We start from the raw sequence: 12,876 nt of genomic DNA, 5'->3' as shown, positions 1-12,876 counted from the left end.
GGTAACGCGCAATTATCCAAAACACTGCATTGCGTGCCGGGCGCTCGCGCCGAAGCACTCGCAATGATGCGCACCGTCTCGTCACGTGACCGTTCCCGACATCGTCCGCGCTCTGGCGCACGTTGACCAAAGTTCCCCAGGCCTGTCGCAGCACATTTCTTGTTCCGCCCGGAAACAGAACCCCGAATTTTTTCTTTCTATCCTCATTCTCAAGCGAAGACCAACGCAGCCAGTGTTTTCTGGAACGCAGGTCTCGGTCGTATTTGCACGTCACGGTGAGGGGTATTCATGGAAGGCAGAAAGGTATTGAAGTTGAAGTACATCGCGAACGTGGTCTGTTCGTCGATTTTGTTCGTCGCGTCGCACTATGCGTGCGCGGTCGAAGTCGATCCGGGCGACTACGAGCAGTTTCCGGTCGGCGCCACCATCGGCGCCCTGTACTACAACTATTCGGCAACCAACGCGTTCTACACGAACGGCAACAAGACGTCGGACTTCGACCTGCAGTCGAACGTCGGCATCGCACGTCTGCTGCACGTGTTCGCGCTGACCGATACGTTGACGATCGACCCTCAGTTCCTGCTGCCGTTCGGCCATGTCAGCAGCTTCGGGAACGCCAGCGCGCTAGGCAGCACGAACGGGGTGGGCGATCTGATCCTGACCGCGCCGCTGAAGCTGCGCCTGAACGAAGCGAAGGATACGGTGGGCGCGACCGTGTTCGTGTTCGTGCCGACCGGCAACTACGACCGGAACAGGGCTCTGAATCTCGGCGCGAACCGCTGGTCGCTGGACTTTCAGGCGGCGTACATCAAGCACTTCGGGGAGAAGTGGGCCGTCGACCTCGTCGGCGACGCGATCTGGTACGGCAACAACACGTCGTTCGGCCCGACCGGCGCGACCCTGCATCAACGGATGAGCTACAGCGCGCAGGCAATGGTGCGCTACATGCCGGATCCCGGCACCTCGATCGGGCTCGGCGTGACGCAGATCTGGGGCGGCGAGACCAGCGTCGCGGGCGTCAGCAACAACGACGCGCAGCGCACGACGCGGTTGCGTCTGACCGCGTCGAAGTTCGTCACCAGCAGAGATCAGGTGCAGCTTCAGCTCGGCACCGACCTGACTGTCAAGAACGGGCCGAAAAACAGCATTCTTGCCGGTCTGCGGTACGTGCACGTCTTCTGAATCGTAGACCTTTCATCTCATCCCATTTCATAGCGAGCCGAACACATGGAATCCGCAATCGACAAACATCTGAAGTGCCCGCGGGCGCTGTCGCGTCGCGTCGCCGACGACTACCAGCCGCCGTTCCCGATGTATGTGGCGCGGGCGTCGGAAGATCTCAAGCAGGTCGTGATGGGCTATTTCGGCATCCAGTATTCCGGAAGTGACAGAAAGGAAAAGGCGCTCGCCGCGCTGCGGCACGTCGTGGCCGATTTCGCTGCGACCGACGGCCCGGATCACTACGACCTGACGCACCATACCGACAATCAGGGCTACGACAACCTGATCGCGCTGGGCTACTGGCGCGACCCGTCCGCCTACCAACGTTGGCTTACCTCACCGGCGGTCGCAGGCTGGTGGGCATCAGACGATCGGCTGGCCGACGGCATCGGCTACTTCCGCGAAATCGTCGCGCCGCGCGCGGAGCAGTTCGAGACGCTGTACGCGTTCACGAACGCATTCCCTGGTGTCGGCGCCATCATGGACAGCGTCAGCGGCGAAATCGAAGAGCACGGCTACTGGGGATCGATGCGCGACCGCTTCCCGATTTCCCAGACCGACTGGATGCGGCCCAACGGGGATCTGAAGATCGTTCACGGCAACCCGGAACGAGGCGGCCGCGTGGTCGTGCTCGCGCACGACAACATCGCGCTGATCCGCTCCGGCCAGGACTGGCGGGAGGCCGAAGGGGACGAGCGCAAGCTCTATCTCGAGGAGATCGAGCCGACCCTTCGGGCCGGCATGAACTTCCTGCGCGACAACGGCCGCGACGTCGGCTGCTACAGCAACCGCTACGTGCAGTCCATCGACCTGGACGGCAATCTGCTGGACGAGAGCTACGACATCGGGCACTGGCGCTCGCTCGACCGGCTCGAGCGCTGGGCCGAGTCGCACCCGACGCACCTGCGCATCTTCGTCACGTTTTTCCGGGTGATCGGCGGGCTGTCGAAGCTGCGGCTATATCACGAGGTGTCGGTCTTCGACGCGCAGCACCAGTTCTACGAATACGTGAACTGCCACCCGCAGACCGGCATGATGCGCGACGCCGCGATGGCGGACGGTTGAGCGCATCGGGCGCCGCGCCGGTGAACGCGCGGCGCCGCCATTCCAATCAGGAGATTTTCCATGGCAATCAAACGGCCAACGCTTTCGCAGATTGCAGAGATCGCAGGCGGTCTCGGCTTCCATCTCGACGCGCAGGAACTCACGAGCTATGACGAGGCGCTGCAAGGCAACTTCGACGCGTACGACGCGATCGACGCGTTACCGGACTACCTCCCGGTCGTCAAATATCCCCGCTCGCCTGGCTATCGGCCCGAGGGGGACGAGAACCGCTTCGGCGCGTGGCACCGCAAGAGCGTCATCCAGGGCGCACCAGACGGCAAGCTGCGCGGCAAGACCGTCGTCATCAAGGACAACGTCTGCGTCGCCGGCGTGCCGATGATGAACGGGGCGAGCACGTTCGAAGGCTACGTGCCGGAGGTCGATGCGACCGTGGTAACACGGGTGCTCGACGCAGGAGCGACGATCGTCGGCAAGTCCGTCTGTGAGTACTTCTGTTTTTCCGGCGGCTCGCACACGAGCGCGACGGGGCCCGTGCAGAACCCCCGCAAGCCCGGCTACTCGACGGGCGGGTCATCGTCCGGCAGCGGCGCGCTGGTGGCCAGCGGCGAGGCCGACATGGCGATCGGCAGCGATCAGGGTGGGTCGGTGCGCATTCCGTCCGCATACTGCGGCATCTACGGGATGAAGCCGACGCACGGCCTCGTCCCGTATACCGGCGCGATGCCGATCGAGCTGACGGTCGACCATCTCGGGCCGATGACGAACAACGTGCTGGACAACGCGCTGATGCTCGAAGTGCTGGCGGGCAGCGACGGGCTCGATCCACGGCAGCTGCAGGTGCCGGCGAGTACCCACTACTCGGGGGGCATTCGCGACGGGGTCGCGGGGCTGCGGATCGGGATCCTGCGCGAGGGCTTCGGGCTGCCGAACGCCGAACCGGCCGTCGACGAGGCGGTTCGCGCTGCCGCCCAGGTGCTGCGCAAGCTGGGCGCGACCGTCGAGGAAGTCTCGGTGCCGCTGCACGCGGCCGGCCTCGCAATCTGGCTGCCCATCGCGGCCGAGGGCGCGACCCAGCAGATGATGAAGGGCAACAGCCACGGGTTCAACTGGCGCGGCATGTACATGACGAGCATGATCGACCATCATGCCGGCTGGCGCGCCCGGGCAGACGAACTGCCCGATACGGTCAAGCTGACGATGGTGCTCGGCGAATACTTCACGAGCCGCTACAACGGCCGCTACTACGCGAAGAGCCAGAACCTCGCGCGGCGGCTGCGCGACGACTACGACGCAGCCCTGAAGTTGTACGACCTGCTGCTGCTGCCGACGGTGCCGCTGCGCGCGTCGAAGCTGCCGCCTGCCCGCTGCCCGATTCCGGAGTCGTTGACTCGCGCGTTCGAGATGCTCGCCAACACGGCGCCGTTCGACATCTCCGGCCACCCCGCGATGTCGTTGCCGTGCGGCGTAGCGGACGACCTGCCGATCGGGCTTCAACTGGTCGGACGACGCTTCGACGAGGCCACGATCTACCGCTGCGCGTACGCGTATGAGCAAGCACTTTGAGCAACATCCGCGTGCCATCTCATTCTCTTGGCCTTACCTGACCTTTCTTTTCAACTTTCCATCAAGGAGTCCCCGCCATGAGCACGCATGAATCCCAAGCACCGACCTCGACGCCTGGCGAAAGGGCATGGGCCCTGTTCAGGGTCCTGAAGGAAAAGGATCTGATCCCCGACGGCTATATCGAAGGCTTGACCCAATTGATGGCGCACACCTGGGACCCGGCCAACGGAGCCCGCGTTGTCGCCCGTGCCTGGGCGGATCCGGAATTCCGGGCGTTGTTGCTGGGAGATGGCACTGCCGCATGTGCCCAGTTCGGCTACACCGGTCCGCAAGGGGAATACATCGTGGCCCTGGAAGACACCGCCACGCTGAAAAACGTCATCGTTTGCAGCCTGTGTTCCTGCACCAATTGGCCGGTCCTGGGGCTGCCACCGGAGTGGTACAAGGGTTTCGAATACCGCGCGCGCCTGGTTCGCGAAGGGCGCACGGTGCTGCGCGAGTTGGGCACCGAGTTGCCGGACGACGTCGTCGTGAAGGTCTGGGATACCACGGCGGAAACCCGGTATCTGGTCTTGCCGGTCCGGCCCGAGGGCAGCGAGCACATGAGCGAGGAAGCACTGCAAAAGCTGGTCACCAAGGACGTTCTGATCGGTGTGGCGCTTCCCCGCGTGAGCTGACGAACGGCAGTACTCCCTCAATCCTCGACTTTCATTCTGGAGATTTGACATGGACGGCTTTCACGATCTCGGTGGCTTTCAAGGCTTTGGCAAGGTTCCCCATACCATCAACAGCTCGAGCTACAAACCAGTCTTCAAGGAAGATTGGGAACATCTGGCCTATTGCCTGATGTTCCTCGGAGCTGACCACCTGAAAAAGTTCAGTGTTGACGAAGTGCGCCACGCAGTCGAGCGCATCGATGTCCGCCAACACGTCGGCACGCGTTATTACGAACGCTACGTCATCGCCACGGCCACGCTGCTGGTTGAAGCCGGGGTGCTGACGCAGGATGAACTCGATCAGTCTCTGGGCGCCAAATTCAAATTGGCGAATCCGCCCCACGCTCAAGGTCGCCCCGCCCTCTCCGGCCGTCCGCCGTTCGAGGTCGGCGACCGGGTGGTGGTCCGTGACGAGCATGTGACGGGACACATCCGCATGCCGGGCTATGTGCGAGGCAAGGAAGGCGTGATCCTGCACCGCACCACGGAAAAATGGCCCTTCCCCGACACCATCGGGCATGGCGACAAGAGCGCAGTGCATCAACCGACCTATCACGTCGAATTCAAGGTGAAGGACCTATGGGGTGATGCCGCCGACGACGGTTTCGTCGTGGTCGACCTGTTTGAGGGATATTTGGACAAAGTCGGGCAAACCTCCCCGGCGTCTGAAATCGCCGGGAAGCAGGCTGCTCCACGGGTCGAACAGGGCGTGCCGGCATGACTTCGACCTCGTCCCCGTCGTTGGATAGGGCGGTGCGGAGAATCCCGGTGACGGTGCTCTCCGGATTCCTCGGTTCGGGGAAAACCTCACTGCTCAATCACATCCTGCGCAATCGCGCCGGCATGAAGGTGGCTATCATCGTCAACGATATGAGCGAGGTCAACATCGACGCCGAGGATGTGCGACGCAATGTTGAACTGCATCGCGGCAATGATGAGTTGGTGGAAATGAGCAACGGCTGCATCTGCTGTACCCTTCGTGCCGACCTGCTTGAACAGGTCAGTACGCTGGCCCGGCAGCAGCGGTTCGACTACCTGCTGATCGAATCGACCGGGATTTCCGAGCCCATGCCGGTGGCGGAGACCTTTGCCTTCCTGGACCAGCAGGGTTTCAGCCTGAGTGAACTGGCCCGGCTGGATACCCTGGTCACGGTGGTCAACGGCGAAACCTTCCAGGCGTTGCTGTCATCCCCGGCGTCGGTCGCGAAGGCCGGCGAGAGTACCGCGGAGCAGCGCAAGCTGTCCGATCTGCTGATCGAACAGGTGGAGTTTGCCAATGTCATTTTGGTCAGCCGGCTCGACCTGATCGGTGAAACGGGCTTCGCCGAACTGCGCTCGATACTGGCAACGCTGAATCCGTCGGCGGAGATCCTGGCCATGGCTAACGGGGAGGTTGCGCTTTCCAAGGTTCTCAACACGGGCAAGTTCGATCTGCCGAGTCTGGTTCAATCGCCGGGCTGGATGCAACGGATGGCCACGGACGAGCGCCCCTCGGAGTCGGACACCTATGGCATCGCTTCCTGGGTTTATCGCGAACGGGCGCCCTTCAATCCCGGACGTCTGCTCGCTTTTCTCAGGCGCCCCTGGACAAACGGCCGCTTGCTGCGCTGCAAAGGCTATATCTGGGTGGCCAACCGGTACCTCGACATCGGCATGCTGGTGCAAAGCGGAGGACGATTCCAGTGGGGGTATGTCGGCCGCTGGTGGAGATTCATCCCCCAGTCTCAATGGCCGCAGGATGATTATCGCCGGCAGGGGATTCTTGAAAAATGGGAGGACCAGGCCGGGGATTGCCGTCAGGAGATCGTCTTCATCGGCCAGGCTGTCGATTGGCGCGCTATCAAGACAGAACTCGATGCTTGCTTGTTGAGCATGGCTGAAATAGAGGCGGGGCCAGAGGTTTGGGAAAGCCTTCCTGGTGTTTCCGCCTTCGAGGCGAATGCCATGCCCCAACAAGGGTAAGGCTTATCCATGGACGCAAGCATTGCGGTTGGACAAGCCCGGGCGCAACCTATACTACAACTTGGCGCTGGACGTCCCGGCCGACGCCTGTACGCAAGGGGCCGCTGCCGCGCAAGCCGTTTGATTGGACAGAGGAATTTTGAACGGGCACGCTTGTAAATCATCCTTTGGCCCGTCAACGTAGGGGCAAGATCATGTTGAAGCAGCCGACCGATTTCGCCGCGGGTCAAAGCGAAAGGGGTGCCGCCTCAGGCGGCATGCCGGTTGAATGGAATTCGTCGTGTATCGACGTCTCGACCGATGGATCCGTCAGCCAGCGCATCGACTTCTGGCGCGAAATGATCCTGAGACTGTTTGCGGACGTCCAGATTTCGGCGGTGCCGAAGGCCGATTTCTTCGGGAAGGTTCGGCAGCGCAAATGCGACAAGCTGCGCATTTCCGAGATCCATGCCGCCGAGCAGGCGGTCAATCGCCGTTATCACCATGCCCGGAGCGAGTACGAGGACAGGTACTTCGCGGTGCTGATGCTTGAGGGAAGCCAGTCCGTCGAACAAGACGGCAAGATCGTGACGTTGCGCCCCGGCGACTTCGCGCTTTACGACGCGACGCGTCCCCATCACCTTCACTTCGGCCAATCGTGGCGGGAGATTGTCGTCAGTATTCCCCGGGCGACGCTCAATCAGCTCGTCGCGGGGGTGGACAGTCGCACGGCGAGCCCGACGAACACCTCTATTGGCGTCGGGAGCGTCATGCGGACGTTCCTGGAGGGGATGTCGGCGCAGATCGGCCACGTCACCGAGGACGAAATGCTCAGGCTCTCGGACGTGGCGACCACGCTGATTGCGATGACGCTGGGTAGTCTGCAGCGAAACGATATCGCCCAATCCAGGCTGAAGGTGCTGACGCTGTTGCGAGTGAAGGGCTTCGTCCTGGAACATCTCCAGGATCCCGAATTAGGCCCGCAGATGGTGGAGCGAGCCATGGGGATCTCAGCCCGATACATCAACAAACTGTTCGAAGCAGAGAATACGTCTCTTATGCGCTACGTCTGGCATATGCGCCTGGAACGGTGCGCGGAAGAACTGGCAAACACCCAGTCTTCCATTTCTTCCATTTTGCGAGTCTCCGACATCGCAATGAGGTGGGGCTTTAACGATATGTCGCATTTTAGCCGTGTATTCAAGGAGCGTTTTAACGCTTCTCCCCGTGCATGGCGAAACAAGGACGTGCAAAGACCTGACCTGTAGATCGCCGGGTGACTGTGTCGCCCCGAAGGCAGCGGGTGCCCTCGTGATCATGTGGCGCCAGCTTCAGGATCATGAGGCCGCGAAGGCGGTCGCACTGAACCGCCGCCAATAAACCGCTCAGCGCGAGCGCCACCCGACACGTCACTCAAGAACGCCGTCGCCGCTGCATTGAAAGCCTCAGCACATTCGATGTTCGAAAGATGAGCACCCGGCACGGTCACCAGCCGCGCCCCCTTGATCCGCGCGACGATCGCCTCGGACATCGCCAATGGCGTGGCCAAGTCTTGCGTGCCCCCGATCACGAGCGTAGGCGTCGCGATGCGCTCGATCTCGGGCAGCAGGTTCATGTCGCGCACGGCCGCGCACGCGGCGGCGTAGCCTTGCGGGTCGATGCCGCCGAGCATCGTTTTCAGGTGCGCGATGGCGTCACCGGCAGCGCAGAAATACGCCTCGGTGAACCAGCGCGATACCACGGCATCCACCACCGGGGACATGCCCCCCGCCTGCACCGCCCTGATCCGCGCGTTCCAGCCGTCCTCGCCGCCGATGTGCGCGGACGAGCACGCCACGATCAGCGAGTGCAGCCGTGTGCCGGCGTGCATCGCGAGCCACATTCCCGTCATGCCGCCCATCGATACGCCCGCGAAATGCGCCCGCTCAACATCGAGCGCGTCGAGCAGCGCGACAGCGTCGCGGCCCAACCGGGCAATCGTGTATGGCCCAGGCGTCACACTCGAGCTGCCATGCCCGCGCGTGTCATAGCGCACCACACGAAAATCGCGCGTGAGCGCAGGCATCTGCGGGTCCCACATCTCGAGCGTGGTGCCGAGCGAATTCGACAGCAGCAGCACGGGTGCGTCCTGCGAGCCGTCGATGACGACGCGCAAGGCGGCGTCGCCAACGTCAATCGTTTTCTGTGTCTGCATCGTTCATTCCTGCACGTTGGCGCTGCGCACGTTTTCCATCTCGGCAAAGACGGCCTCGGCGTCGTGAAATGCCGCGTTGGCCGCCGGCAGGCCGCAGTACAGCGCGGCATGCATGAACAGCTCCTTCATCTCGTCGCGCGTCACGCCGTTGTTGAACGCCGCACGCACGTGCATACGGAATTCGTCCGCGCGACCCAGCGCGATCAGCAGCGACAGCGTCAGCAGGCTGCGCGTATGGCGCGACAGGCCCGGACGCGCCCAGATATCGCCCCACGCATAGCGCGTGATGAACGTCTGGAATTCCTCGTTGAATGCGTTGCGGCGCGTGAGCGTGCGGTCGACGTGGGCGTCGCCGAGCACGGCGCGGCGCACGGTCATGCCGTTGGCGTAGCGTTGGTCGTCGTTCATGATGCGTCCTCGAGCGGCACCGGCGGCGTCGCGACCTGCGCAAGCACGCGGTCGACGAACGTCCCTGCGGCGCCAAGATAGTTGTCAGGGGAAAACAGACGTGTCAGGGCATCGCCGGGCAATGCCGATGTCACCATCGGATCGTCCCGCAACACGTCGAGCAATTCGCGGCCTGTGGCGACCGCCTCGCGGCACTTCGTCTCGACGATGCGGTGTGCTTCGAGACGGCCGATCGATGCGCCGAGCGCCATCGTTACTGCCTCGGCCATGATCAGGCTGCGGGTGGCGCCGAGGTTCGCCCGCATCCGCTCGGGGAACACCTCGAGTCCTTCGACCAGCGCGACGCTCGCGTCGAGCGCGCCGCCGCAGAGCATCAAAAGATCGGGCAGCGTTTCCCATTCGGCATGCCAGCCGCCGAGACCGCGTTCGTGTTCCTGCGGCATGGCCGAGAAGATCGTTGCGACGAGATGCGGCGTGCGTTGCGCGGCGGCAAGGATCACGGCACAGCCAACCGGATTGCGCTTGTGCGGCATCGTCGACGAACCGCCACGGCCCGGTGCGCCGGCCTCCGCGACTTCGCTGATCTCGGTCTGGGCCATCAGCGATACGTCGCGCGCGAGCTTGCCCAGCGTGCCCGTGAGCGTGGCGGCGAACGCCGCGACGCGGGCGATGCGGTCGCGCTGCCCATGCCACGGCGTGGCGGGCGCGTTCAGCCCGAGCCGAACGGCCAGCCGCTGCGATACCGCCGCGCCCTTGTCGCCGAGCGAGGCGAGCGTGCCCGCCGCACCGCCGAATTGCAGGCACGGCACCTCGGCACGGATGACGCCCAATTGCCCATGCAAGCGCCAGACGGCGTCGAGCGTGCCCGCGAGCTTGAGCCCGAAGGTGATCGGCAGTGCATGCTGCATCCAGGTGCGGCCGACCATGACGGTATCGCGATGCGCGCGCACGGCCGTCACCAGCGCAGCGATCAGGCCGCTCAGGTCGGCGTCGAGATCGTCGAGCGCGCCGCGCAACTGCAGCATTAGCCCGGTGTCGATCGCGTCCTGGCTCGTGGCGCCCCAGTGGACGAACCGCGCGGCGTCCTCGTCGCGTTGCTTGACCTGCGCGGTCAGTTGCTTGACGAGAGGAATGGCGAGATTGCCGGCGGGGCCCGCTGCGTCACGCAGCGCTTCCCGGTCGATCAGGCTCGCGTCACAAGCCGCGGCGATCGGTGCGGCCGCCGCCGCCGGAATCACGCCCACGGCCGCTTCGGCCGCTGCAAGCGCGGCCTCGAAGTCGAGCATGCCCTGCAATGTGGCCGTCGTCGTGAAACGTGCCGCGCAGGCCGTGTCGCGCAGCAGGGCATCGAGCAAATCCATCGGCAGATCCTTCCTTTCGCGTCGCGGTTGCAAGCGCCGCGCAATGTCAGTCGGTTACACGTCGAAGAACACCGTCTCGGCGTCGCCTTGCATGCGGATGTCGAACCGGTAAACCACCCGGCCCGCAACCGTCTCGCGCCGGGCGATCAACGTGTGACGGCGCTCGGCCGGCACCGATTCCAGCACCGGGTCGGCGACATTGGCGGCGGCTTCGTCGTCAAAATAAATGCGCGTGAACAGATGGTTAAGCAGGCCGCGCATCGTGAGGATCACGTCGATGCGCGGCGCTTCACCGGCTGCGGGTGCGCCCGGCTTGATCGTCTCGATCACGAAGCGATTCTGCGGATCGGTCCCCGTGCCGCAGCGGGCGAAGCCGCTAAAACCGGAAGCTTGCGCTTGCTCCGCGCTTTGCACATAGCGGCCTTCGGCGTCGGCCTGCAGCACTTCGAGCAGTGCGTCGTTGACGGGGTTGCCGGCGCCATCGAGCACCTGCCCGACGAGCGTGACAGCCTCTCCCGCGGCACGCTCGGTCGCGACAGCCGGCGTGAACACGCTTTGCAGGTCATAGCGATATTGTTCCGGCGCCAGACCGTAGGCGAAGTAAGGGCCGACGGTTTGCGACGGCGTTTGCTTGAGCGTCATGGCTTATGCCTCCATCGGTGTCTGGTCCGCACCGCGCAAGACGATGTCGAATTCGTAGCCGAGCGCGTGGTCAGGTTGGGTCACGTCCAGCGAGAAGCTGGCGACCAGGCGCTCGCGCGCGGCTTCGGGCACACCCAGATAGATCGGGTCGTACTGCAGCAGCGGATCGCCCGGGAAATACATCTGCGTCACGAGCCGGGTCGCAAAATACTGGCCGAACACCGAGAAGTGGATGTGCTGCGGACGCCAGGCGTTCAGGTGGTTGCCCCACGGGTACGCGCCCGGCTTGATGGTCACGAAGCGGTAGCGGCCCTGCGCATCGGTCAATGCGCGGCCGGCGCCGAGGAAGTTCGGATCGAGCGGGGCATCGTGCTGGTCGACTTTGTGCACATAACGGCCGGCGGCGTTCGCTTGCCACAGTTCCACCAGCGTGCCGGGCACCGGCTTGCCGCCTTCATCGAGCACGCGGCCCGTGACGATGATGCGCTCGCCCAGCGGCTCGCCATTGCGCACGGCGTTAAGCGTGAGATCGCTGTCCAGGGCGCCGACGGCGTCGTGCCCATACACGGGGGCCTGCAGGTTCGCGAGATTGCGTGCGATCGGCAGCAACGATTGCTTCGGACCGCGCAGGGCGGTCGATCGGTAGCCCGCGTCGATCAGCCCGGGATGGGAATCCCAGTCGCGCGGGCGCAGGACGGTTGTCTTGCTCGACATATGTCTCACTCCATTGATGGGGGGAACGTTCTGGTATTTGTCACTATATCCATAATCAATGGATATATTTATTGACATTTTCTTAGACGTTTCATAACTTTACGGAATGGAAAGAGGCAAACTCGACGGACGAATCAAATTGCGGCACTTGCAGTGCCTGCTGGCTGTCGCCCAGCACGGCAGCCTGCAGCGCGCGGCCGAGGCGTTGTCGATTACGCAGCCGGCGGTATCGAAGACCATCGCGGAACTGGAGGAGCTGCTGGGCGTGCGCCTGTTCGAGCGCGGGCGCAACGGCGCGCGACCGACGGCGCAGGCCGATCTGTTCCTGCGGCACGCCGGCGCCAGCGTGAGCGCACTGCGCCAGGGCATCGACCTGCTGGCGCGCACCACGGGCGCCGCAGGGGGTGTCATCGAAATCGCCGTCCTGCCGACGCTCGCGGCTGCCCTCGTGCCGCCGGTGCTGACGGCGTTCCGCGAGACGTGGCCGGGCGTGGTCGTGCAGGTGCATACGGGGCCGAATCCGGTCCTCGTGGCGCAACTGAAGTCATCGCAAGTCGCGCTGGCGGTCGGTCGCCTGTCGGACCCCGAGGCCATGACCGGCCTGACGTTCGAGCATCTGTGCACAACGCCGCTGGCGATCGTGGTGCGTCCTGCGCATCCGCTGGCCAGGCGGGCGTCCGTTTCGATTGCCGACGTCATCGCGTGCCACGTGATCGTGCCGCCGCGCGGCACCATCATCCGTCATGCCGCCGACGGCTTCCTGCTCAGCCACAGCGTCGGTGCCCTGCCCGATTATTCCGAGATGCTGTCGATGTCGCTGGCGCGCACGATGACCCTGCGCGACGACCTGGTCTGGATCGTCCCGGAGATCGCCGTGCAGCACGATGTGGCGAGCGGCGCGCTGGTGGCCCTGCCTTTCGTAATGCGCGGCACGGAGGAGTCCGTCGGCCTGATGTTGCGCAACGACGCCGTGCCGACGCCGCCGGAACTGACCCTCATCAACGCCTTTCGGGAAGTCACACGCACGCGCCGGAACGACGAGTCCTGAATT

13 protein-coding genes are annotated in these 12,876 nt (G+C 63.9%); 8 read left to right on the top strand and 5 right to left on the bottom strand.

The genetic code is table 11. The features are described from left to right. Positions 1-288 precede the first annotated feature (288 nt). The 7 genes from PTE30175_RS04080 (at position 289) to PTE30175_RS04050 (ending at position 7,774) form a co-directional block, all read left to right on the top strand. Complete coding sequence (locus PTE30175_RS04080; protein WP_150695792.1) at positions 289-1,182, top strand: transporter; 894 nt, start codon at positions 289-291, stop codon at positions 1,180-1,182. Positions 1,183-1,227: 45 nt separating this feature from the next. Continuing rightward, a complete protein-coding gene (gene oxdA, locus PTE30175_RS04075) occupies positions 1,228-2,286 on the top strand; it encodes an aliphatic aldoxime dehydratase (protein WP_150695791.1) in 1,059 nt (352 codons plus the stop codon). A 60-nt stretch (positions 2,287-2,346) separates the two neighbouring features. After that, positions 2,347-3,849 carry an amidase gene (locus PTE30175_RS04070; protein ID WP_150695790.1) on the top strand — a complete coding sequence of 501 codons (1,503 nt, stop codon included), beginning with the start codon at positions 2,347-2,349 and terminating at the stop codon, positions 3,847-3,849. Between the two features lie 77 nt (positions 3,850-3,926). After that, entirely contained in the window at positions 3,927-4,526 is a 600-nt protein-coding gene (gene nthA / locus PTE30175_RS04065) for a nitrile hydratase subunit alpha (protein ID WP_150695789.1), read from the top strand. 49 nt (positions 4,527-4,575) lie between these two features. After that, positions 4,576-5,286 (top strand): nitrile hydratase subunit beta, encoded by a 711-nt coding sequence (gene nthB, locus PTE30175_RS04060; protein WP_150695788.1) that lies wholly within the window; start codon positions 4,576-4,578, stop codon positions 5,284-5,286. Then, entirely contained in the window at positions 5,283-6,527 is a 1,245-nt protein-coding gene (locus PTE30175_RS04055; protein WP_150695787.1) for a GTP-binding protein, read from the top strand. The genes nthB and PTE30175_RS04055 overlap by 4 nt, the downstream gene beginning before the upstream one ends. 194 nt (positions 6,528-6,721) lie before the next feature. Continuing rightward, entirely contained in the window at positions 6,722-7,774 is a 1,053-nt protein-coding gene (locus tag PTE30175_RS04050; protein WP_150695786.1) for an AraC-like ligand-binding domain-containing protein, read from the top strand. Between the two features lie 47 nt (positions 7,775-7,821). Here PTE30175_RS04050 and pcaD read toward each other — a convergent pair whose 3' ends face one another. Genes pcaD through pcaH form a run of 5 tightly spaced genes read right to left on the bottom strand, consistent with a single transcriptional unit; the run spans position 7,822 to position 11,825 of the window. Next, positions 7,822-8,700 carry a 3-oxoadipate enol-lactonase gene (gene pcaD / locus PTE30175_RS04045; protein ID WP_150695785.1) on the bottom strand — a complete coding sequence of 293 codons (879 nt, stop codon included), beginning with the start codon at positions 8,698-8,700 and terminating at the stop codon, positions 7,822-7,824. Positions 8,701-8,703: 3 nt separating this feature from the next. Continuing rightward, the gene (pcaC, locus tag PTE30175_RS04040; RefSeq protein ID WP_150695784.1) at positions 8,704-9,108 is read right to left on the bottom strand and encodes a 4-carboxymuconolactone decarboxylase; all 405 of its coding nucleotides are present in this window, start codon (positions 9,106-9,108) and stop codon (positions 8,704-8,706) included. After that, complete coding sequence (locus tag PTE30175_RS04035; protein ID WP_150695783.1) at positions 9,105-10,469, bottom strand: 3-carboxy-cis,cis-muconate cycloisomerase; 1,365 nt, start codon at positions 10,467-10,469, stop codon at positions 9,105-9,107. Before PTE30175_RS04035 ends, pcaC begins: the two co-directional genes overlap by 4 nt. Positions 10,470-10,523: 54 nt before the next feature. Continuing rightward, the gene (gene pcaG, locus PTE30175_RS04030; RefSeq protein WP_150695782.1) at positions 10,524-11,111 is read right to left on the bottom strand and encodes a protocatechuate 3,4-dioxygenase subunit alpha; all 588 of its coding nucleotides are present in this window, start codon (positions 11,109-11,111) and stop codon (positions 10,524-10,526) included. 3 nt (positions 11,112-11,114) lie between these two features. Beyond that, positions 11,115-11,825, bottom strand: coding sequence for a protocatechuate 3,4-dioxygenase subunit beta (pcaH, locus tag PTE30175_RS04025; RefSeq protein WP_150695781.1), 711 nt, complete (start codon positions 11,823-11,825; stop codon positions 11,115-11,117). Between the two features lie 106 nt (positions 11,826-11,931). Between pcaH and pcaQ the strand changes: the two genes are divergently transcribed. Continuing rightward, entirely contained in the window at positions 11,932-12,873 is a 942-nt protein-coding gene (gene pcaQ, locus PTE30175_RS04020; RefSeq protein WP_150695780.1) for a pca operon transcription factor PcaQ, read from the top strand. The last annotated feature ends 3 nt before the right edge of the window (positions 12,874-12,876 follow it).

The organism is Pandoraea terrae, from assembly GCF_902459695.1.
GTDB classification, from domain to species: Bacteria; Pseudomonadota; Gammaproteobacteria; order Burkholderiales; family Burkholderiaceae; genus Pandoraea; species Pandoraea terrae.
The sequence above is the reverse complement of the archived record's forward strand: the minus strand, read 5'-3'. Positions and strand labels throughout refer to the sequence as shown.

What these genes read in the sequence shown, in the direction of transcription:
- PTE30175_RS04080 (WP_150695792.1), top strand. Translation starts at nt 289, where the DNA reads ATGGAAGGCAGAAAGGTATTGAAGTTGAAGTACATCGCGAACGTGGTC.
- oxdA (WP_150695791.1), top strand. Translation starts at nt 1,228, where the DNA reads ATGGAATCCGCAATCGACAAACATCTGAAGTGCCCGCGGGCGCTGTCG.
- PTE30175_RS04070 (WP_150695790.1), top strand. Translation starts at nt 2,347, where the DNA reads ATGGCAATCAAACGGCCAACGCTTTCGCAGATTGCAGAGATCGCAGGC.
- nthA (WP_150695789.1), top strand. Translation starts at nt 3,927, where the DNA reads ATGAGCACGCATGAATCCCAAGCACCGACCTCGACGCCTGGCGAAAGG.
- nthB (WP_150695788.1), top strand. Translation starts at nt 4,576, where the DNA reads ATGGACGGCTTTCACGATCTCGGTGGCTTTCAAGGCTTTGGCAAGGTT.
- PTE30175_RS04055 (WP_150695787.1), top strand. Translation starts at nt 5,283, where the DNA reads ATGACTTCGACCTCGTCCCCGTCGTTGGATAGGGCGGTGCGGAGAATC.
- PTE30175_RS04050 (WP_150695786.1), top strand. Translation starts at nt 6,722, where the DNA reads ATGTTGAAGCAGCCGACCGATTTCGCCGCGGGTCAAAGCGAAAGGGGT.
- pcaD (WP_150695785.1), bottom strand. Translation starts at nt 8,700, where the DNA reads ATGCAGACACAGAAAACGATTGACGTTGGCGACGCCGCCTTGCGCGTC.
- pcaC (WP_150695784.1), bottom strand. Translation starts at nt 9,108, where the DNA reads ATGAACGACGACCAACGCTACGCCAACGGCATGACCGTGCGCCGCGCC.
- PTE30175_RS04035 (WP_150695783.1), bottom strand. Translation starts at nt 10,469, where the DNA reads ATGGATTTGCTCGATGCCCTGCTGCGCGACACGGCCTGCGCGGCACGT.
- pcaG (WP_150695782.1), bottom strand. Translation starts at nt 11,111, where the DNA reads ATGACGCTCAAGCAAACGCCGTCGCAAACCGTCGGCCCTTACTTCGCC.
- pcaH (WP_150695781.1), bottom strand. Translation starts at nt 11,825, where the DNA reads ATGTCGAGCAAGACAACCGTCCTGCGCCCGCGCGACTGGGATTCCCAT.
- pcaQ (WP_150695780.1), top strand. Translation starts at nt 11,932, where the DNA reads ATGGAAAGAGGCAAACTCGACGGACGAATCAAATTGCGGCACTTGCAG.